Origin of the sequence: Alicyclobacillus vulcanalis (assembly GCF_900156755.1) — a bacterium.
In the GTDB taxonomy this organism is placed as follows: Bacteria; Bacillota; Bacilli; order Alicyclobacillales; family Alicyclobacillaceae; genus Alicyclobacillus; species Alicyclobacillus vulcanalis.
Genome location: NZ_FTOO01000009.1, coordinates 136463 through 157373, shown reverse-complemented (window position 1 = coordinate 157373; position 20911 = coordinate 136463). Strand labels below are relative to the sequence as shown.

Annotated in this window: 22 protein-coding genes; 1 reads left to right on the top strand and 21 read right to left on the bottom strand. The window is 62.9% G+C overall.

From position 1 onward, the window contains the following. Window positions 1-1859: 1859 nt before the first annotated feature. From trmD to rsmD, 21 genes are all read right to left on the bottom strand, one after another. Entirely contained in the window at window positions 1860-2612 is a 753-nt protein-coding gene (trmD, locus tag BW934_RS11245; protein WP_076348156.1) for a tRNA (guanosine(37)-N1)-methyltransferase TrmD, read from the bottom strand. Window positions 2613-2634: 22 nt separating this feature from the next. After that, window positions 2635-3168 (bottom strand): ribosome maturation factor RimM, encoded by a 534-nt coding sequence (gene rimM, locus BW934_RS11240; RefSeq protein ID WP_076348132.1) that lies wholly within the window; start codon window positions 3166-3168, stop codon window positions 2635-2637. Further along, complete coding sequence (locus tag BW934_RS11235; protein WP_076348130.1) at window positions 3165-3587, bottom strand: YlqD family protein; 423 nt, start codon at window positions 3585-3587, stop codon at window positions 3165-3167. Before BW934_RS11235 ends, rimM begins: the two co-directional genes overlap by 4 nt. Beyond that, window positions 3587-3841 carry a KH domain-containing protein gene (locus BW934_RS11230; RefSeq protein ID WP_327077698.1) on the bottom strand — a complete coding sequence of 85 codons (255 nt, stop codon included), beginning with the start codon at window positions 3839-3841 and terminating at the stop codon, window positions 3587-3589. Before BW934_RS11230 ends, BW934_RS11235 begins: the two co-directional genes overlap by 1 nt. Before the next feature lie 65 nt (window positions 3842-3906). Beyond that, complete coding sequence (gene rpsP / locus BW934_RS11225) at window positions 3907-4182, bottom strand: 30S ribosomal protein S16 (protein WP_076348126.1); 276 nt, start codon at window positions 4180-4182, stop codon at window positions 3907-3909. A 26-nt stretch (window positions 4183-4208) separates the two neighbouring features. Then, window positions 4209-5651 (bottom strand): signal recognition particle protein, encoded by a 1443-nt coding sequence (gene ffh / locus BW934_RS11220; protein WP_076348124.1) that lies wholly within the window; start codon window positions 5649-5651, stop codon window positions 4209-4211. Continuing rightward, entirely contained in the window at window positions 5629-6039 is a 411-nt protein-coding gene (gene ylxM / locus BW934_RS11215; RefSeq protein ID WP_234969748.1) for a YlxM family DNA-binding protein, read from the bottom strand. Before ylxM ends, ffh begins: the two co-directional genes overlap by 23 nt. 17 nt (window positions 6040-6056) lie before the next feature. Further along, window positions 6057-6977, bottom strand: coding sequence for a signal recognition particle-docking protein FtsY (gene ftsY / locus BW934_RS11210; protein ID WP_076348120.1), 921 nt, complete (start codon window positions 6975-6977; stop codon window positions 6057-6059). A gap of 30 nt (window positions 6978-7007) precedes the next feature. Next, window positions 7008-10580: a chromosome segregation protein SMC gene (smc, locus tag BW934_RS11205; RefSeq protein WP_076348118.1), complete on the bottom strand. Its 3573-nt coding sequence runs from the start codon at window positions 10578-10580 to the stop codon at window positions 7008-7010. Then, a complete protein-coding gene (gene rnc, locus BW934_RS11200; RefSeq protein WP_076348116.1) occupies window positions 10561-11286 on the bottom strand; it encodes a ribonuclease III in 726 nt (241 codons plus the stop codon). The genes smc and rnc overlap by 20 nt, the downstream gene beginning before the upstream one ends. 122 nt (window positions 11287-11408) lie before the next feature. Beyond that, window positions 11409-12650: a beta-ketoacyl-ACP synthase II gene (gene fabF, locus BW934_RS11195; protein ID WP_076348114.1), complete on the bottom strand. Its 1242-nt coding sequence runs from the start codon at window positions 12648-12650 to the stop codon at window positions 11409-11411. 70 nt (window positions 12651-12720) lie between these two features. Continuing rightward, window positions 12721-12960 carry an acyl carrier protein gene (gene acpP / locus BW934_RS11190; protein ID WP_076348112.1) on the bottom strand — a complete coding sequence of 80 codons (240 nt, stop codon included), beginning with the start codon at window positions 12958-12960 and terminating at the stop codon, window positions 12721-12723. A 24-nt stretch (window positions 12961-12984) separates the two neighbouring features. Then, complete coding sequence (gene fabG / locus BW934_RS11185; protein ID WP_076348110.1) at window positions 12985-13725, bottom strand: 3-oxoacyl-[acyl-carrier-protein] reductase; 741 nt, start codon at window positions 13723-13725, stop codon at window positions 12985-12987. Beyond that, entirely contained in the window at window positions 13718-14677 is a 960-nt protein-coding gene (gene fabD / locus BW934_RS11180) for an ACP S-malonyltransferase (protein WP_076348108.1), read from the bottom strand. Before fabD ends, fabG begins: the two co-directional genes overlap by 8 nt. Next, a complete protein-coding gene (plsX, locus tag BW934_RS11175) occupies window positions 14674-15708 on the bottom strand; it encodes a phosphate acyltransferase PlsX (RefSeq protein WP_084182579.1) in 1035 nt (344 codons plus the stop codon). Before plsX ends, fabD begins: the two co-directional genes overlap by 4 nt. After that, window positions 15705-16334 carry a transcription factor FapR gene (gene fapR, locus BW934_RS11170; protein ID WP_234969745.1) on the bottom strand — a complete coding sequence of 210 codons (630 nt, stop codon included), beginning with the start codon at window positions 16332-16334 and terminating at the stop codon, window positions 15705-15707. The genes plsX and fapR overlap by 4 nt, the downstream gene beginning before the upstream one ends. A 193-nt stretch (window positions 16335-16527) precedes the next feature. Then, complete coding sequence (rpmF, locus tag BW934_RS11165) at window positions 16528-16704, bottom strand: 50S ribosomal protein L32 (RefSeq protein ID WP_008340528.1); 177 nt, start codon at window positions 16702-16704, stop codon at window positions 16528-16530. A gap of 36 nt (window positions 16705-16740) precedes the next feature. After that, the gene (locus BW934_RS11160; protein WP_076348104.1) at window positions 16741-17244 is read right to left on the bottom strand and encodes a YceD family protein; all 504 of its coding nucleotides are present in this window, start codon (window positions 17242-17244) and stop codon (window positions 16741-16743) included. A 44-nt stretch (window positions 17245-17288) separates the two neighbouring features. Further along, window positions 17289-18098 carry a patatin-like phospholipase family protein gene (locus BW934_RS11155; RefSeq protein ID WP_076348102.1) on the bottom strand — a complete coding sequence of 270 codons (810 nt, stop codon included), beginning with the start codon at window positions 18096-18098 and terminating at the stop codon, window positions 17289-17291. Continuing rightward, window positions 18091-18588, bottom strand: a complete 498-nt coding sequence (gene coaD, locus BW934_RS11150) for a pantetheine-phosphate adenylyltransferase (RefSeq protein WP_076348100.1) — start codon at window positions 18586-18588, stop codon at window positions 18091-18093. The genes BW934_RS11155 and coaD overlap by 8 nt, the downstream gene beginning before the upstream one ends. Window positions 18589-18599: 11 nt before the next feature. Continuing rightward, window positions 18600-19154: a 16S rRNA (guanine(966)-N(2))-methyltransferase RsmD gene (gene rsmD / locus BW934_RS11145; RefSeq protein ID WP_076348098.1), complete on the bottom strand. Its 555-nt coding sequence runs from the start codon at window positions 19152-19154 to the stop codon at window positions 18600-18602. Window positions 19155-19524: 370 nt separating this feature from the next. On the opposite strand from rsmD, the gene BW934_RS11140 reads away from it, so the two are divergent. Next, the gene (locus BW934_RS11140) at window positions 19525-20883 is read left to right on the top strand and encodes an amidase (protein ID WP_076348096.1); all 1359 of its coding nucleotides are present in this window, start codon (window positions 19525-19527) and stop codon (window positions 20881-20883) included. Window positions 20884-20911: the final 28 nt, after the last annotated feature.

Sequence of the window (20911 nt, the reverse complement as noted above, 5' to 3'; positions counted from 1 at the left end):
CAATCCAAGCGTCTATCCTGTACTCCATTTGGGGTCGCATGGACTTGTGGGTTTGGTGGTCTCGTGTGTTTAGTTTTCAAGGAGCGTTCCCGCGCTCTCGCGCGGTCTTTCGCGCCGCCTCGCGGGCGGCGAGAATGATACTATCACCCTCCCGGGCCCTGTGTCAAGACGGATCGCGAAAAATTGTTGAGCGTGTGTGATAGGGTCACCGTGAGATTCCTCAGCTCGGAAGGGAAAAAGGGGGTGACTCATCGAAATCGCGGACGTCACCCGCCACACGCCCTTCCGGATACGCTCAAGCGTCACATCGTGACGCGCTATGCCTCGGACAGGTATGAACGCTCAAACGATCCTCACTTCTCACCGAACTCTTGGCCGAACGAGAAGGCACCGTCTTTAGCGTCTCCACCGTCCCCCACATCCTTCGGGATCCTGGTTTCCCTCCTGCCCGCAAGCATCGTCCGCCCAAACGCCATCGTACCCGTCCTCGCGAGACGCGGGCCGGGCTGCTCTGGCAGACGGACGCGAGCGCCTTCGACCGGGGTTAGAGGGACGTGGTCCTCGTCGGACGCTACACCCTTCCGTCGATGACGCGACGGGCCAGGTCGTCGGCGCCTCCTTTCGTCCCACCGAGTGTCTCGAAGGCTATTGGGCGGTTTTCCGCGCCAGGACGTCTCCTTCTACGGGATTCCCGTCCGCCTCTACGTCGGCAAGGCCAGACGTATGGCGTGGCGCCCGGACAGCCTCCGCTTCAGCGCGCACCACGCTCGCCGGTGGACATTTGTGTGACGTCAAAGGGCGAACTGTGGCTCAAGGATGACCACCCGTTCTACCGCCTCGAATGCTGCACGAAACCTCAGCCCAACAAGAAGCCGGAAGACGCATCACCCGCATCTCCCCGCGCACTTCATATCACCTGCAGATCGCCCTTGGCGTCGCAGGCAGCGAGGGTACACTGGAACGCGCCAAGCGGAAGGTCATCCGTCTGAATGGAGTTTTACTCATGGAGATTGACGAGAAGTGGGAGTCGGGGCACAAATACCTCGACTTGAAGGACGACTTCGTGTGGCGGGAAAAGAGCGGAAACAGACACATCAGGGCTCAATGATCAGCAAGACAAGTTGACATCATCTATACCAGACCAGGATGCGAACTCACACCGCATGTATGACTTAATTCTTAAAAGGGTTGCATCATTCCAGTTCTGCAACCACATCAATATAATTTCATATGCGAAACAAGGTATAAATCTATCCAACTTCTCTTTTCACAGTCGACGCTGAAGACTATCCAGATCATCTGGTTGACCAACGACGTGAACTATGAACAGGAAATTAAAGTACAGCTGAAGACACGTCTGACTCATTCGTTTTACATTTCGGATCTTCGCTGAAGATCTCAAAGGGCGTCCTCGAAAATAGATGCGATTTTCGTGTATCGCAATAGAAAAAGGTCTTGAGAAGAACCATATTAGATAGATAGATAGAAATAGATGTACATAAACCCAAAATAATATCAAAGAAACTGAGGTCGCTCGGCGTTATCAAGTCGACAACCAAAATAACGATCCCCGTAATGGAACATGTCATTGGCAAGAGAACAGCCTGCCATGAATATTTTCCTTGTAGTTTGGCTTGGGCCAAGATAGTCACTCTCTATTCTAAAAATGGATACAAGGGAGTCTCAGGGTAAGCCCGGTGAACGCGTTCACGCCACCTCTGCTTTAGGCGTTTGCCCTCACCATACGACTCCGCTCACCGTAGGATATCTCAGCCTTGGCAGGCGCTATCATCGGGATACAGCCTTATCTCCGCGCCTGCTGAGGCTTTGTCTGTTTCCTGCTCGGTCCACGAACGTCCTCAACGAACATCGATGCCCGAAAAATCCCCAGATGCAAACTGCCGAAGCCAAGCGCGATCCTGATCGGACAGCTTGGCGTTCGCGAGCAGGTCGGGTCGATATCGCCACGTGCGGTACAGCGCATGTCTTCTGCGCCACATCTCAATCTTCTGATGATGGCCGGACAGGAGCGTCTCCGGCACCCGCATACCGCGGAACTCGGCAGGCCGCGTGAACTGTGGATACTCGAGCAATCCGGAGGAATGCGACTCGTCTTCTGCAGATGCGCGATTTCCCAACACCCCGGGCAGAAGTCGCGCGACGGCGTCGATCACGGCCATCGCCGCAATCTCCCCGCCTGTCAAGACAAAATCCCCAAGCGATAATTCTTCGGTCGCAAGCCCCTGCCGCACGCGATCATCGAAGCCCTCATAGTGGCCGCACAAAAGCACGAGGCGCTGGCTTCTGGCATACTCCTCCGCCACCGCCTGGTTGAAGCGCCGCCCCGCTGGACTCAAAAGGATCACCCGCTCGTCAGGAGGCCCGGCGGGGCCCACACGCGCGCGCAAATCGTCCATCGCCGCGAAGATCGGGTCGGGCTTGAGCAGCATACCTGCCCCACCGCCGTAGGGCGTGTCATCCACCGTCCGATGCCGATCCGTCGCATAGGCCCGAAAATCGACGAGATCGACCGTCAAGGCACCCGCCTCCTGAGCGCGTTTCAGCATGCTCTCCCCAAGGACGCCCGTGAACATCCCTGGGAAAAGCGTCATCACCACCACATGGAGCGGCACGTCACTCGTCCTCCTCGCCGTCCCGGAGGCCCGGCAGAAGATGCACGGTCATGCGGCCTGCGTCGAGATCGACAGAGAGGATGACGTCTCGGATGGCAGGGAGCAAGAGATCGGGCTGGCCGGGCTTTTTCACGACGTACACATCGTTGGCACCGGGTGTCAAAACTTCGGCCAACACGCCGAGGGGCTCTCCCTGGTCGGAGACAACATCCAACCCAATCAGCTGATGATAATAATAGGCGCCCTCAGGCAGCGGATGGAGCATGTCCTCCGGCACGCAAAGTTCGTACCCACGCCAGCCTTCGACGTCCTCGATGGCGTGATACCCCTCGAACCCCACGATCCACACATTCTGATGTTGCCTCCCGCTGCGCACCTCCAGCACAGCGACGGGTTCTGCCCCAGGCGGGCGCAGCCACAGACGGGATCCCGGCGCAAAGCGCTCTTCCGGAAAATCCGTCCGCGGATACACGCGCACCTCTCCACGCAGCCCGTGCGGCTTGGTGACCACGCCCACGGTGTAGTACGCCGTCACTCTTCAATCCGCTGCCCATTTTGGCGGAGTTCGACGACGATCCCGTCCTTCACGATAATCTCCGCTCCGAGCAACACCTTGGTCCAGTCGTCACCCGGCTTGACGTCGACCACCGTTTCAACGGTCATGTTCTGAATCTCGGTGCCGAGTTCCAGCTGCTGAATTTGCTGCATCTGGCGGAACAACTCTTCGCGTCGCTGCTCTCGCACGCGGCGCTCATTCTCCAGCTGCTGCCTCACCTGCTGGGCGATCTCGCCGCCCTGCGCCATGGCCTGTTCGATGGCGATTTTCCCCTGCTGCTCGAGTTGATCGAGCTCGTTTTGAATCTGGTCAATTTGCCGTCGCTGCTCGGCGATGATCTGCTGTTTGGCTGCCTCCGTCAAGATGAACTTGACAGCCACCGGTTGGCGAATTTTCATCACGATCTCCCCGCATCCTCATTGAAACTGCTTTCCTGCGATCCGATAAGGACGTGCACGCGCCGGCCCTGGCGATGTGCCGCCGCGCCAACCACGCTCCGCACCGCATGGGCGATGCGTCCCTGCCGCCCGATCACGCGACCCATATCGTCTGGATGCACTGTGACACGGTATGTGGTCACATCCCCTTCCTGGTGTGCTTCCACATGAACATCTTCGGGGTGCGTGACGAGCGAGCGGAATAGGAACTCCACCAATTCCTGCACGGATCGATCACTCCGAAGGGCGGCCTTCGGCCGCCCATAAATTCCTCGCTACCTTACTTCTTTTGAAACTTCTCCTCGTGGAACTTCTTCAGAATGCCCTGAAGATGAAGCAGGTAGCGGACGCGATCCGACGGCTGAGCCCCGGTGCGCAACCAATGCAGCGCCCGCTCCTCGTCGATTTGGATTTGAGCCGGATCGGTCAACGGATTGTACGTGCCGATCTCCTCGACGAACCGGCCGTCGCGCGGCGAGCGGGCCTCAGCCACCACCACGCGATAGAACGGCCGTTTCTTGGCTCCCATTCTCTTCAAACGAATTCTCAGCGCCATGCCCCAATCAACCTCCTAATACCTGGTTACTTCTTCTTCTTTTTGCGATGCACGCGTTCGCGCGGCGGACCCGCCTCCCGCCCGCCGAGATTCGGAAGGGGTGCGCCCGCAGGCAAACCTGGGACGCCTCCCATCGCCCGAAGCGCGTTCATGGCCTGGCGGCGACCGACGCGTTTGCCGCCGCCGCTCAGGTGCTTCATGAGCTCGCGAATCTGTTCAAATTGATTGATCAACTGATTCACGTCGCGCACCGTCGTCCCACTGCCGTTCGCGATCCTGCGCCGGCGACTGGCGTTCAAGATGCCCGGATCACGCCGCTCCTCGGGCGTCATGGATGAAATAATGGCCTCCAGGCGGCGGAAGCGGCGATCGTTCAGATCGACGTTTTCCAAGCCTTTGACCCGATTCATCCCTGGAATCATCTTGAGAATCTGATCGAGCGGTCCGAGATTGCGCACTTGGCGGAACATCTCCTGAAAGTCGTCGAGCGTGAAGTTCGCGGACCGCATCCGCGCCTCCATCTCTTGCGCCTTTTCAAGGTCAATCCGCTCTTGGGCCCGCTCGATAAGACTCAGGACGTCACCCATCCCCAGAATGCGCGAGGCCATTCGCTCGGGATAAAACGGCTCAAGGGGCTCGATCTTCTCGCCCATGCCGACGAACTTGATGGGACAGCCCGTAGCCGCCCGCACCGTGAGCGCTGCGCCGCCGCGCGCGTCGCCATCGAGCTTGGTGAGAATGACGCCTGTGACCTCCAGCCGCTGATGAAACGCCTCCGCGACATGAACAGCGTCTTGTCCCGTCATGGCGTCCACCACGAGGAGAATCTCGTGCGGCGCGAGTATCTCCTTCATGGCCTCAAGCTCGCCCATGAGCGCCTCGTCAATATGCAGCCGTCCGGCTGTGTCGACGATGACGACATCGGCACCTCGGCGGCTCGCATCGGCGAGGCTTGCCCGGGCAATGTCGAGCGCAGATCCACCTTCCAGCGAAAAGACGGGGACATCAATCTGACTGCCCAACACCCTCAACTGCTCGATCGCGGCCGGCCGATAGACGTCCGCGGCGACGAGCAGAGGGCGGTGGCTCTGCTGGCGGAAGGAAAGCGCGAGCTTGGCAGCCGTTGTGGTCTTGCCGGCACCCTGCAGGCCGACGAGCATGACCACCGTTGGGGGCTTCGACGCCATGCGAATGCGCGCCTGCGACCCGCCCATGAGCTCCGTCAATTCCTCGTACACGATCTTGACGACCTGCTGACCCGGCGTGAGGCTTTTCAGGACATCCTGCCCCACCGCACGAACACGGACGCGATCGACAAAATCGCGCACGACCTTGACGTTGACGTCCGCCGCGAGAAGCGCGCGCCGAATTTCGCGCATGGCTTCGTCGACGTCCGCCTCGGTCAGGCGTCCTCTTCCGCGCAGGCGCTGAAATACGGCCTGGAGGTTATTCGACAGGCTTTCGAACATCCGCGTCACCCCCCAACAGGATGGCCACCGTATCCGCCATGGCACGCATGGCGTCGTCCATGCGCCGCCTGACCTCCTCGGGCACGTGGCGAGCTGCTTCGCTCCACGCCTCCACCATCCGCTCCCATGCCTTGCGCTCAGCCTGCGCCAGCTCGCGAAGGTGAAGCGCCGCTTCGTAGGACTCGAGCTGTTCTTCGACGCGGCGGAGCTGATCGTGAACCGCCTGGCGGCTGATGGACAGCACCTCGGCGATCTCGCCGAGCGACATATCCTCAAAGTGGTACAGTTCCACAATCTGCCGCTGACGTTCCGTCAGGAGCGGCTCATAAAAGGCGTAGAGATCGCCCACGCGCGTGACGTCTCTCATACTATCCGGGTTTTCAAACACTGTCAAGCAAATCTCCTTTACACCCGACTCTCCGGCCGGCAGATGGCCTCTGCGAACATCCTCGGATCGAAAGGCTGAAGGTCGTCCATGCCTTCTCCAAGCCCGATCCACTTCACGGGGATCTTCTCTTCACGGACGATGGGAAACACGATACCGCCCTTGGCGGTCCCGTCGAGCTTGGTGACGACAATCCCGGTGACCTGCACAACCTCTTTAAACACGCGGGCCTGCACCAGCCCATTTTGGCCGGTTGTGCCGTCGATCACGAGCAGGACTTCATGGGGCGCGCCCGGCAACTCGCGCTCCGCGACCTTTCGAATTTTCGAAAGCTCGTTCATCAGATGAGACTTGTTTTGCAGCCGGCCAGCCGTATCGCAGATGACGAGATCGCACCGGCGCGCCTTGGCCGCTTGAATGGCATCGTACACCACGGCTGCAGGATCCGCACCTTGGGCCTGGCGCACCACGTCGACGCCGACCCGCTCTCCCCAGATCAACAACTGATCGATGGCTGCCGCCCGAAACGTGTCGGCCGCCGCCAGGATCACGCGTTTGCCCTGGCTCTTGTACGCGTGGGCGAGCTTGCCGATGGTCGTCGTCTTGCCTGCGCCGTTGACGCCGACGACGAGCACCACCGTGGGACCCTCCGGATTTTCCGCCATCTCGACCGGGGGACCCAAAAACTCCGCCATTACGTCCGCCATCACCTCAGGGAGATCTTCCGCGCGTTCAATATGTCGCTTGCGGGCCTCTTTTCGAATGGCTTCCACGAGCTCCACGGCGGTATCCACGCCCACGTCGGACAGGATGAGCGTCTCTTCCATTTCCTCAAAAACGGAATCGTCCAAGCGCCGTCCGCGAAACACCGTGAGCAGCCTGTCGGCCATCGCGGCGCGCGATTTCTCTAGCCCTTTGCGAAATCGCTCAAAGAGTCCCAACGCCCTGTCTCTCCTCTCACGTCATCCGTCCTAGGCCGTCTCGTAGTCGATCTCGTCCGTCAGGCGCACGCTGACGAGCGAAGACACGCCGCGCTCCGGCATCGTCACGCCGTAGAGCGCGTCCGCCTCCTCCATGGTCCCGCGCCGGTGTGTGATGACGATGAACTGGGTGTCCGCCGCGAGCAGGCGAAGTTCGTGGGCGAAGCGCGCGACGTTCGCCTCGTCCAGCGCCGCTTCGACCTCGTCCAACACGCAAAAGGGCACGGGCCGAACCCGTAAAATGGCAAACAGCAGAGCCATGGCCGTCAACGCGCGCTCGCCTCCCGAAAGGAGGTTGAGGTTCTGCAGCTTTTTCCCTGGCGGCTTCGCCACCACCTCGATGCCCGTGGTGAGCGGGTCCGATGGATCCGTGAGCACGAGATCCGCCTCGCCGCCTTGAAATAAGCTGTGGAACGCCTTGCCAAACTCCGAGCGAATTTGTTGGAACGTCTCCATGAAGCGTGTCGCCATTTCGTGGTCGATCTCATCGATCAACTGCTCGAGCTGTGCGCGCGCCGCGACGAGATCGTCACGCTGCTCGGTGAGGAAGCGGACGCGCTCGGAAAGCCGCTCGTGCTCCTCGATGGCGCCCAGGTTCACGTCTCCGAGGGAAGCCCGCTCGCGCCGCAAAGCCTCGAGTTTTCGCTCGGTCTCCGCCACGCTGCCTTGCAATGGGTAACGTGTCTTGGCCCATTCGTAGGTCATGCCGAACTGTTCACCCATCTTGGCGAGCGCGTGCGACAGCTCGGCATCCGCCCGTTCCACAGCGACGAGCGCGCGCTGCAGGACCGACTCCCTTTCCTCGACAGCCCGCCGACTCCGCCGGACGCCCTCCTCGAGTTCGTGAACCTCCGCCTCGAGCTCGTGCCGGGCCTGGCGCGCCGAAGCGAGCGCCTGCTCGAGCGCGTCCATGTCCTCGGCCAAGCGGGCGGCCTCGGCCCGCTCGGACTCGCGCGCGCTCAAAAGACGCGCCGACTCCTCCGCATCGCGCGCCGCTTCCCTTTCCATCTCGGCGTGCGCGCGCACCAGCCGCGCTTTTCGCTCGCGCAAGTCGGCCATTCGCTCCGACAGGTTTTTCCGCTCCTGCTCGAGCGTGGCGACTTCGATCCTCAGGCCTGTCAGGCGCTCCTTGGCCTCGGCGAGTTCCGACTCGAGCGACACCAACCTCTCCCGGCGATCGCCGATGGCCGCCGTGAGGCGGGCGACCTCGCGCTCCGCGTCGGCTACGAGCCCGCGAACATCCGCGAGGCGCCGCTCCACCTGCGACCGGTCCTGCGTGAGCGACTCGCGCTCCCACTCCAGGGCTTCCAGGCGCTCGTCGAGCGCCTTCAGCGCGTACGCCGCCTGCTTGTTCTCGTCTTCGAATTGCTTCAGTTCGTTCAGACGACTTGCCCGCTCCGCCTCCAGCGCCTCGCGCTGCCTGCCGAGCTCGACGACCTGTTCGCGAAGCTCGCTCTGGCGGGCGTTCAGCCGCTGTCGTTCCGCCTCCAGCGCCTGCAACTTTTGCTCGAGCTCTTCCCGCTCGCGCTGCCGTCCGATGAGTCCAGGGCCTCGCCGATTCACGTGGCCACCCGTCATCAACCCGCCCGGCGCAATGACATCGCCTTCCAGTGTCACAACGCGAAAGCGATGGTTCAGCGCCCGCGCGATCCGGCTCGCACAATCCAAGTCCTGCGCGATCACGACGTTGCCGAGCAGGTGCTCGACCGCATGGCGGAACCGCTCGTCGAACGAGACGAGATCGCTCGCCAACCCTAAAAAACCAGGCTCCTGACTCGCGCGCGCAAGAAGCCCTGCCTCCATGCGCCGAGACCGCACGACGTCAAGGGGAATGAAGGTCGCTCGCCCCCCCTGGCGCGCCTTCAACAGGCGGATCGCGTCCTTCGCATCCTGCTCCGTCTCGACGATCACGTTCTGCAGCGCCCCGCCGAGGGCGGTTTCGATGGCGAGCTCGTGCGCGCGGTCCACGCGGACGATTTCGGCGACGGAGCCCCAGACGCCTTTGAGCGCCCCTCGCTTGGCCTGCTGCAGCACCGTCCGCACGCCGTGCGCGTAGCCATCGTATCCGGCTTCGAGATCGCGCAAGAGCTCGAGGCGGCTCGACAACCCCTGCACGTCCGCCTGCAGCCGGTGCCAGGCGGCGACGGCCTGCGCCTCATCCGCAGCCGCCCGCTCGCGGGCCAAGTCCAACGCGGCGAACGCGGCCTCCATCTCCTCGAGCTCGCGGCGCAACACCTCGGCGCGCGCAGAACGCTCCCGGCACGCCGCCTCGATGCGCTCCCGTTCGGCGCGGATTCTCCGCGCCTCCTCCTCAAACCGCTCATGGCGAACAGCGCCCGCCTGGACCCGCTCCTCGAGCGTCTTCAGCTCGTTGCGAAGCGCCGCCGCCCGCTGGTTGGCGTCGATGAGCTCGCCGCTCAGCCGGTCGATTTCCTCGGCGAGCTCGAGGCGGCGAGCATCGTCCGCTCGCGCTCGCGCATGCTCCAGGCGCTGCTGTCGCTCGCCGAGCGCCGCGGCTGCCTCCGCTTCGGCCTGCGCGAGGGCTTGCATGGCGGCCTCGATCTCGGCGAGATCGCGCGATACCTCTTCCTTGCGGCGCTGCCTGTCCTCCGCCCGCTGGGCGAGCGCGGCGAGGCGTTCCTCCGACAACGCGAGCGAGCCCTGCGCCTTCTGGCGCGCCTCGACGAGCTGCACGTACTGCGCCTGGAGGGCTTCAAGGTTGGCCGACGCCTCATGGAGGGCCTGCCGCCGCGCCTTCCAGGCTTCTTCCGCCAGGCGCAGCGCCTCCAGCGCCTCGCCGCGCACCTCTTCCTCGCGGTGGACCTGCCGCTTCAACTGCTCATACCGGTCGTGCAGGCGGTCGATCTCGACGACGAGCAGCGCGATCTCCGTCTCCTCGATCTCGTCCGACAGCGCCTGATAGCGCTCCGCGACACGCCTGGCTTCCGCAAGGGGCCCGAGCTGCGCCTCTAACTCTGCGAGGATGTCGTCGACGCGGACGAGGTTGGCCGCGGTCTCCTCCAACCTTCGCTCGGCCTCCTTGCGCCGATGCTTGAACTTGACGATACCCGCCGCGTCTTCGAACGGCCCCCGCCGGTCTTCCGGCCGCGTGGACAGCATCTCCTCAATCTTGCCCTGGCCGATGATCGAGTACGCTTCCCGGCCCAGCCCCGTATCCATGAACAACTCGTGAATATCCTTCAGGCGACAGGGCTGTCGATTGATCCAGTATTCGCTTTCGCCCGAGCGAAAGGCGCGCCGCGTGATGGTCACTTCCTCAAACGTCACGGGCAGGTGGTGATCGGTGTTGTCGAGCGTAATCGAGACCTCGCACAGGTTCGTCGCCTTGCGCATCTCGCTCCCGGCGAAGATCACGTCCTCCATTTTGCTGCCGCGCAGATTCCGCACGCTCTGTTCGCCGAGCACCCAGCGCAGCGCATCTGCGATGTTGCTTTTGCCGCTGCCGTTTGGGCCGACGATGGCCGTAATGCCGGGGCCGAGCACCATCTGCGTCTTGTCCGCAAACGACTTAAACCCGAGGATATCAATCTGTTTCAGATACACCGGTCACACGCTCCTCCGAGCGTCCTTCGGACAGCGAGGCCAAGGCCATCGCCGCAGCCTGCTGCTCCGCTTCCTTTTTCGAACGGCCAATGCCGACGCCGCGCACCTCGCCGCCTAATTCCACTTGCACGACGAATTCGCGGGCGTGCGCAGGTCCCCTCTCCTCAACAATCACGTAGCGCACCGGCGTCTGATGGCGCTGCTGGACCAGCTCCTGGAGCGCCGTCTTGTAGTCCAATCCAGTGGATACGTCAGGGAGATACGGAACCATGTGCATGTGGACGAATTGGCGCACGGCCTCCAGGCCCTGATCGAGATAGAGAGCTCCAAGGAACGCCTCGAAGACATCGGCCAAAAGCGCCGGGCGCGATCGCCCTCCGCTGCGCTCCTCTCCGCGCCCGAGGCGAATGTACTGGTCGAACGACAGCCGTTTGGCGAAGCGGACAAGTGACGCCTCGCAGACGATGGCGGCGCGCATCCGGGTCAGCTCCCCCTCGGGCATCTTGGGGTACGTGCGGTATAAAAAGTCGCTCACCACGAGCTCGAGAACCGCATCTCCCAAAAACTCGAGGCGCTCGTTGTCCTCGACATGCAGTTTTCGGTGCTCATTGCGGTACGAGGCGTGTGTGAAGGCCTGTTTGAGCAGATTCACATCGTGAAAATGGAGATTCAGCAACCCCTGGAGTTCAACCCACTTGCTCTGCAATCCTTCTCTCTCCCCCTTGGGGGCTTTGAGGCGCCGTCTCCAGGGCGAGGCGGTCCCTCAAAACCCTCATGGTAAAAAGCCCCCGGACATGCCAGGGGCTTATCTCATCTCGTCTCGCGACTTCACGGCGCGTACCTGCGGAACACCAGGCACGCATTGTGTCCGCCAAACCCAAATGAGTTGGAGAGCACCACCTTCACGTCTGCTCGACGAGCCTCGTTCGGGACGTAGTCGAGATCACAATCGGGATCTGGCGTCTCGTAATTGGTCGTGGGCGGAATCACCCCGTCCACCAACGTCATCACGCACGCCACAGCCTCCACGCCGCCGGCCGCGCCCAGCAGATGGCCCGTCATGGATTTGATGGAACTCATCGCGAGCTTGTAGGCGTGATCGCCAAACAGCCGTTTGACCGCGTGCGTCTCGATACGGTCGTTGTACTCCGTGCTCGTGCCGTGCGCGTTGATATAGTCGACGTCTGTCGGCGACAACCCCGCGTCGTCGATGGCCGCCTTCATCGCCCGGTACGCACCATCCCCTTCCGGGTCTGGGGCCGTGACGTGATAGGCGTCGCCGGACATGCCGTAACCGCAGATTTCCGCCAAGATGTTGGCGCCCCGCGCCAAGGCGTGCTCGAGTTCTTCCAAGACGAGAATGCCTGCACCTTCGCCCATCACGAAACCGTCGCGGTCCTTGTCAAACGGCCGGCTGGCGCGCTGCGGTTCCTCATTGCGCGTGGACAAGGCCTTCATGTTGCAGAATCCCGCCAACGCGAGATCGACAACCGCGGCCTCAGCGCCGCCCGCGATCATCACATCGGCCGCACCGCGCTGAATAATTTTGTACGCATCGCCGATCGCGTGCGATCCGGTCGCACACGCGGATACGGGGGAGCTGTTCGGGCCACGCACGCCGAATTCGATCGAGACTTGTCCAGATGCCATATCGCTGATCATCATCGGCACCAAAAACGGGCTCACGCGCTTCGGCCCGCGCTCGATGAGCGTCCGGTAGTTGGACAGCGTCGTCGAGATGCCGCCGATACCGGAGCCGATGTAGACGCCGATCCGATCGCGATTCTCGTCCGTGATCTCGAGCTTGGACTGAAGCACCGCCTCGTACGCCGCGTACAGCGCGTACTGCGTGAACAGGTCCATATGCCGGAGTTCCTTCTTGTCGATATAGCGCTCTGGATCAAAGTCGTTCACCAAGCCGGCGATTTTGCACGGGTATTCGGAGGTATCGAAGCGATCGATCTCGCGAATGCCAGACCTGCCCGAGAGCAGGCTATCCCAGAACGCTGGGACGCTGTTGCCGACCGGCGAGACGACGCCAAGTCCCGTCACCACCACGCGTCGTGCCATGGATTCACCCCCCTACATAGCATAAAGCCCCGGCTCGCGCACGGGGACTATGCTACCCAGATTTCGCACTTCATCCCTGGTGCTGCTCGATGTATGTAACCACATCGCCGACCGTGCTGATTTTCTCAGCATCCTCATCGGAGATCTCCATATCGAATTCGTCTTCCAGCTCCATGATGAGTTCGACGATATCCAGGGAGTCCGCACCAAGATCGTCCTTGAACGTCGCTTCCAGTGTCACCTTATCCTCATCGACATTCAGTCGATCCACGATGATTTTCTTCACGCGTTCAAACACGTCGTTTGCCATCGTCTCACCTCCTTTTGCAGTATACTACATGGCCATGCCGCCGTCGACAGCAACCACTTGCCCCGTGATGTAGCGCGCCTTCTCAGAGGTCAAGAACGCGACTGCGTACGCCACCTCGTCCGCCTGTCCCGTCCGGCCGAGCGGGATGTGGGAAAGCAGGTCTTGCATCCGGCCCTCGCCAAGCTCGCGCGTCATGTCGGTGTCGATGTACCCCGGAGCGACGGCATTGACCGTAATGTTGCGAGGCGCAAGCTCCTTCGCCGTAGCCTTGGTCAAGCCCACGAGCCCCGCCTTGGCCGCCGCGTAGTTCGCCTGCCCTGCATTGCCCACGAGGCCCACGACGGACGTGATGTTGACGATGGCCCCCCACCTGGCCTTCATCATCGGCCGTGCAACCTCGCGAATCAAATAAAACGCGCCGCGCAGGTTTGTGTCAAGGACCTGATTAAAATCGTCGTCGCTCATCCGCACGAGAAGTCCGTCCCGCGTGATCCCGGCGTTGTTCACCAGGATGTCGATCCGCCCCATGGCGGCAAGGGCTTCCCCCACGAGCCGTTTGGCCTCCTCCGGCTTCGACACATCCGCCTGAATGGCCACCGCACGCCGCCCCATGTCCGTGATGGCGCGAACGACGTCTTCAGCGAGCTCTGCTCCACTGCGGTAGTTCACAACCACATCACGGCCCGACGCCGCGAGCTCCAGCGCGATGGCACGCCCGATGCCGCGCGATGCGCCGGTGACAAGTGCAACCCGCGCCTCACTCACGCGCGTCACCTCCACGCGTCAACATGCTGCACACGTCGTCGAGCGTCGCCGGATCCTCGGCGTGCGCCGTCTCGAGCGCTTTGTCGATCTTGCGGACCAAACCGGACAATACCGTCCCAGGACCGAGCTCCACGAGACACTCGACGCCTAAGCGCTTCATCGACTGGACACAGTCCACAAACCGAACGGGCATGACGAGCTGCTTTTTCAGCGCGTCGCGCAGGTCAGACGCCATCTTGCGTGGGTGCCCGTCGACGTTCGCCACCACCGGCGTCTCTGCGTCCGCGAGTTCCGTCTCGTCGAGAAGCCTGCCCAACGCCTCGGCAGCAGGTTGCATGAGGCTGGAGTGAAACGGCCCGCTGACGTTGAGCGGCATCACGCGCCGCGCCCCCGCCTCCTTGGCCAAGGCAGTAGCGCGCTCGATGGCGCCCTTCGCCCCTGAAATGACGATTTGCCCGGGACAATTCACGTTCGCAAGTTCCACGACCTCTCCCGTGTCCGCGCTTGCGCGCTTACACACGTCGGCGAGCGCGTCTTCCTCGAGCCCGAGTACAGCAGCCATCGCGCCCTGTCCCGCGGGATACGCTTCGTCCATCAGCTTGCCCCGCTGATACACGAGCTTGACCGCGTCGGCGAAACGGAGGCTCTTGGCCGCGACGAGCGCGGAGTATTCGCCGAGGCTGTGGCCGGCGACCGCGGTTGGCTGGATATCCACCCGATCCACCAGTGCCCGCCACACGGCCACGCTGACGGTCAAAAGCGCCGGCTGCGTGTAGTACGTCAAGCGCAGCGTATCCTCCGGGCCTTCCAAGATGACGTCGGACAGCTTCATGCCGAGCGCGTCGTCGGCCTCCTCCAGAAGCGAACGAGCGACAGGATACTCGTCGAAGATGCCACGCCCCATCCCCACGTATTGCGCGCCCTGTCCTGGAAACACAAAAGCGACGTTCATGTTCGACCCTCTCCGCATTCGGTATTCGGCACAGATACATGCCGCTCCCCCATGGCGACCGTGAGCTTGTGTAAAAGGTCATTCGCGATGAACTTTCTCGCCTGGGTGATGGCCATGAACCATGCCCGTGCATTGCTGCTGCCGTGCGCTTTAAAACAGCCGCCGTTCACGCCCAGAAACGGCGCGCCGCCATGTTCAGCCCAGTCATAGCGCGCGCGCATCTGTTTGAGGCGCTTGCCGACGAACAAAGCCGCGAGTCTTCCACCGAGCGTCTGCGTCAGCACGCTTCGGATGTCGGAAAAGAGCCCGAGACCAATGCCCTCCGCCAATTTGAGCACGACGTTCCCGACAAACCCATCGCAGACCACCACGTCTGCACAGCCGGCCATCATCTCGCGAGCCTCGATGTTCCCGATGAAGTTCAAAGGCGACTGCGACAGGAGCGCAAAGGCCTGCTTGACGACGGCGTTGCCCTTCGAATCCTCCGTGCCCACGTTGAGCAGGGCAATCCGCGGTTTCTCAATCTCCAGGACATGCCGCACGTAAGCATCCGCCATATAGGCGTAGCTGCGCAAGTTTTCCGCTGAGGCGTCCATCGTTGCTCCGGCGTCGAGTAAGAGCACGCCACGCCCGTCAAACGTCGGAAGAATGGGCGCGAGAGCCGGCCGCTCAACGCCCGGCAGGCGGCCAATGATGAGCGTCCCTGCCGCCATAATGGCGCCCGTGTTTCCCGCGGAAACCATCACGTCCGCCTCTTTGTTGGCCACCATCGTGGCGGCCATGACCAGCGACGAATTCGGTTTACGCCGGACCGCGCGCACGGGCTCTTCGTCGCCTGCAATCACCACATCGGTATGGCGCACCTCGATATTGTCGGGCAGCCTCGCCCCTCCCAACTCCCGAATCCGCGCCTCGTCACCGATCACGATAAACTTCGTGTCGGTGTACTGAGCCGCAGCCTGGCACAGCGCTTCCATCGGGGCCTCCGGAGCGTAATCGCCGCCCATCGCGTCCACGGCCATCGTGATCACTCGGTTTCCCCCTCGTTCATCGACTGCACCCCAGCGTGGGAAGGATCCTTGTACACCCAAATCACACCTTCCACCACGGCATCGTGGCCGACGTGGCTCACCGACCTGCATCGGACGATACCGCCGTGTTCCCCAATCACGTCAACTCTTGCCCGCACCGTCTCCCCAAGGCGCACGGGGCGCAGAAACCGCAGCTCCGTCTTGGCTGTCACTGCGAAATCCGCATCCATCACCGCCACTGCGAGAGAATTGATTTGCGCAAAGAGGACGTGGCCGCGCACGATCTGGGTGCGCTTAAACACGTGATTTATCTGAATCGTCAACTCCGATTCGGCGTGACGGTTCAACTCGAGCTTGGTGAGGCGCCCGACGACATCCTGCTCGTCGAGCGAGCGCACCTGGTCTTGCCGGTCTGACGCCATCCGCCGGATGCGCTCTCGCACCTCTGGGATGTGCAGTGCGCTGCGATCCAGCCGAATCGTCGCGACGCTCACGCCAAACTGTTCGGCCAACTGCTCGTCAGTCGCAAATGGATTCTGTTCCAGGAGTGCCACAAGCGCATACCGGCGCTCCGACTTTTTCAGCGCAGATACCCTCTTTCGACCCATTACGTTCCGGCGATCCATGCGTCGTTCACCCGGCGCTCCCACGCCGAGACACCATTTCGAAAAGGTCCACCTCAACATGATACCGAGAATGCGCGCGCCCGTCTATGTTGCAAAGCGTCGAAAGCGCGCGGTCCACGTCGGACGATGCGAAAAGAGGCTGCCCGCTCCCGCGGTTTCCTGCGCGGTGACGGACAGCCTCTAGACCTTTCGCTCACTTGACCGACAGAACGACTCGCCCTTTGTACGTACCGCAGCTCGTGCACGCATGATGCGGAAGCTTGTATTCACCGCACTGGGGACAGGTGACCAGCGTCGGCTGCTCCAGCTTGAAGTGCGTACGGCGCTTGCGCTTCCTCGTCTTCGACACCCGGTGTTGTTGGACCGCCACAGAACCCACCCCCTTTTTTGCGTACCGCGCATAATCTTACTCCGAATCACGCTCGGAAAGCAACCCCCGCAGCGCCTCGAGGCGAGGATCGATCGGCCGAACGTCGCAATCACACGCCTCGACATTCCGATCCCGACCGCAGACCGGGCACAAGCCTCGGCACGTCTCTTTGCACAGCGGGCGGTTGTCGATGGCCAGGAAAATGGCCTGCTCGAGCTCTGGCGTGACATCCACCGTCTCGTCCCCGACGAACCGCACCTCGTCCTCAGCCTTCTTTTCGTCCGTCGTGTACCGCTCGTCAATCGGAGCGCTGAGCGGCCGAGCAAATTCGGCCAGGCAACGCGCACACACGTAGTGAACCACGGTCTCCAATTCGCCACGCACCAGCACGTAAGGATGGTGGTAGGCGGCGTGCAGGCGCACGTTCACGTCGTCCAGCGACTCAACATCCACCACTTCCTGGGCAATGCGCGGCAGCGACACGGTCTCGGCGAGGTCCAGCTCGCCCTCCTCCTTCAGTCGTTCCACGTCAATGTTCATGTCTGAGCCCCTTTCTGCCGCGCCAGCTGACGCCGACACTGCTGTTATGACACAACCGCGCCCGCGCGGTCAATGACATCCCAAATCCGGTCGATCTCAGCCACCGCCGCCTGGTAGCCAAGCTCAATGGCTTCCGCCGCGCGTTGGAACTGGGCGGTGCCGATGTGCGAGACCTGCGGCACGAGGGTCAGGCTCGCACCCCGATCGCGCCCGCGGAGCGCCTCGTCCTGCATCAACTCGAGACTCTGCATGATCACATCCATGGCCGAGGTGGGCGGCGTGCCGCGCGGTGTCACGCCGACATCCACGGCGATGACGAGATCGACGCCCAGGTCCCAGCACGCTTGCACCGGGACGCGCTCGATCACGCCGCCATCCACCAGCACAGCGCCGTCCCGCACGACCGGCACAAACACGCCAGGAATGGAGATGCTGGCGCGGACGGCGTCGGCGATGAGGCCCGATCGAATCACCACGAGGCGCCGCTCGATGAGATCCGTCGCCACGATGGCGAGCGGAATCACCGTGTCGGCGAACGTGCCCTGGCGGGTCATGGTGGCGACGACGGCCCGCACCTTCTCGCCCTGAATGAACCCCATCTTCGGCACCGTGAAATCCAGCCAATGCCGGCGGCGCAGGTTGACGGCGAGCGCCCGCATCACGCGCGGCGGAACGCCCATGGCGTACACGCCCGCCACAAGTGCACCCATGCTTGAGCCTGCGACGGCGTGCACCGGGATACCGTGTTCCGCGAAGGCGAGGAGCACGCCGATGTGCGCAAAACCCTTTGCGCCTCCCGAGCCGAGGGCCACGCCCACCTTGACCCGATCCCGCGGCAGGCCTCCGTCAGCCATGGCCTTTCGACGCTCCTTGCGCGCGGGCGGCGAGCGCTTCGGCGACCCCGGCCGGCACAAATGGGGACACATCGCCGCCGTGCATCGCGACGTCCTTGACGAGCGACGAGCTGACAAACGACCACTCGGGAGACGTCGGGAAAAACATCGTGACGAGATCGCGAAAGAGGGCCCGGTTCATGTGAGCCATCGCCATCTCGCTCTGCAGATCGACGTGGTGGCGCACGCCGCGCACGACGTAACCGATGCCCGTGGAGCGGCAGTAGTCGGCGAGAAGCCCGCGAAATGCGTCAACCCGCACGTTGGGATACGGCGCGACGGCCTCCGCGATCATGGCGAGCCGCTCGTCGAGATCGAACCACGGCCGCTTCGACGGATTGTGCAGCACGGCGACCACCAGCTCGTCGAAGATCGGCGCGGCCTGGCCGATCACGTCCAGGTGCCCGCGGGTGATGGGGTCAAACGTTCCCGGGTACACGGCCTTGCGCATGAACACCCCTCCTATATCTCTACGCCAGATTGGCCCTTGTAAATTCGGACGGACACATCGCCATACGTGCGGACCTTCTCGAGGACGAACCCTCCCACTTCGTCGGGCAGGGGAAGTGACGCGGGCACCTCGCACACCACGGCGCCGGTCACGCGAGCCGCCGGAAGCGCCTGGAGGACGGGCACCCAGAGCTTCGCCTGATACGGCGGATCGACAAACACATAGGAGGCGACTTCCCCGGCGTCGAGCAAGCGGCGAATGGCGCGCGACCAGTCGAGAACCCAGACCTCCGCCTGCGAAGCGGCGCCGACGCGCTCCACATTCCGCCGGACGAGTTGCGCAGTGCGGGGATCCTTCTCGACGAAAATGGCGCGCGACGCGCCTCGGCTCATGGCTTCGATTCCCAGCGCGCCCGTGCCCGCAAACAGGTCGATGACAAGCCCTGACAAGCGGTGTGGAATGAGATTGAACATCGACTCCTTCACCCTGTCCGTGGTGGGCCTGACGCCCCTGCCCTTCGGAGCCTCGAGCTGCAGCCCGCGCCACGCGCCTGCGATGACCCTCATGCCAAATCCCCTCTCCGGTGGCTGGGCCACCGTTCTCTGCATCAACGTATCACAACCAGGAACGAGCGCCAACGGCACGTATATGCATTCCTAGTTTTGGACATTCTGTGAACGACAACGGCGACAGCTGTTGTGGCAACCGAGTGCGAAGAGGCGATCCCCATCCACTCTTCCTCCGGTTTCTCCTCTCCCAGAACGCGTCAGGCGACCTGACGCAGGGCCCTGCGCAACCCGGGCGCGGGGCCCGTTTCTTTTGTCGCGCGGATCCCCCGTGTCGAACGCCCCCTCGGCATGCCGCGCCGTTCGTCCGCTATAATCGTCTCAGGCGCCTCATCGAGGTGTCGAGCCTTTCGAGGACGGAGGCGATCGCTTGTCACCACATACGCCCACGATTCGCCAACAAGTCGCACAGCTGGGGCGCAGTGCATCTGCGTCCGCGTCGCTCGCGCAGTGGCTGGCCGCGATCGAGCGGGAAAACGGCCGGCTCAACGCGCTCCTGTGTGTGGCCACGGAGATGAGCCGCCAACAGGCGAGCGCCATCGACCAAATGGCCGCGCGGTTTCCGGAAGGCCTGGGCCCGTTGGCGGGCATACCCATCAGTGTGAAAGACCTCATCGACACTTCGTTTCTCCCGACGACCTACGGGCACGGGCGATTGCGTGAACACGTGCCGAATCGCACCGCGCTTTGCGTCACCCGGCTTCAGCAGGCGCACGCGCTCATCATCGGCAAAGCCCACCTGCACGAGTTTGCCTTTGGGGTGACCAACGAAAACCCACACTTTGGCCCAGCGCGCAACCCGCGCGATCCGGAACGCATCACGGGGGGCTCGAGCGGCGGCAGCGCGGCATCCGTCGCCGGCGGCATGGTGCAGGCCAGCGTAGGCACCGACACGGGCGGCAGCGTGCGCATTCCGGCCGCGCTCACGGGATGTGTCGGCTTCAAGCCGTCGCACGGGGTCATTCCCACGGACGGCGTGTTGCCGCTCGCGCCCACGCTCGATCACGTCGGCTCCCTCGCCCATTCGGTCGAGGACGCGGCGCTTGTCGCGGCGATCATGGCGGGCCTGCCGCCCGACGCCTGGCTCTCTTTGCCGCCCCTTTGCGGGCGCCTGCGGGCGGCCGTCGTGCCGAGCCTCGTCAGCCGCTTTGCATCGCCTGAGGTCTCGTCCTGGTTCGAGGCGCTCGTCCGCGTGCTCGCAGAACGAGGTACGTTCGAAATCGCAGGCACCTTCGAGCTCCATCCCGACGAGATCGCCATGCACCAGGGCAACATCATCGGCGCGGAGGCGTACGCGACGCATCGGTCCTGGCTTCAGACGCACCGAGCCGCGTATGGGGAGGACGTGCGCGAGCGCCTGGAGGATGGGGCTCGGGTGGACACCGCGTCGTATGCGGAAAGCCTGCGCTTTCGGACGAAGTTCCGAAACGCCGTCCTGGAGGCCTTCACGCAATTTGACTGCATCCTCCTGCCGACGACGCCCATCCCGGCACCGCGCATCGGCGAATCCACCGTCACGATTCGCGGAGAGACGTGCGCGATTCGCCCCCTCCTGACGCGGTTCACGAATCCGTGGAATTTGTCGGGAGCGCCGGCGATATCGATACCCGCCGGGCAAGTGGCCGGTTTACCTATGGGATTGCAGATCGTGGGGAAGCCGGGCGGAGACGCGGAGCTGATTCGTGTGGCGCGGCGAATCGAGGAGGACATCGCGTCCCATTTGCCGTGACGCGGCGCAGACGGCCTACCAAACGCGC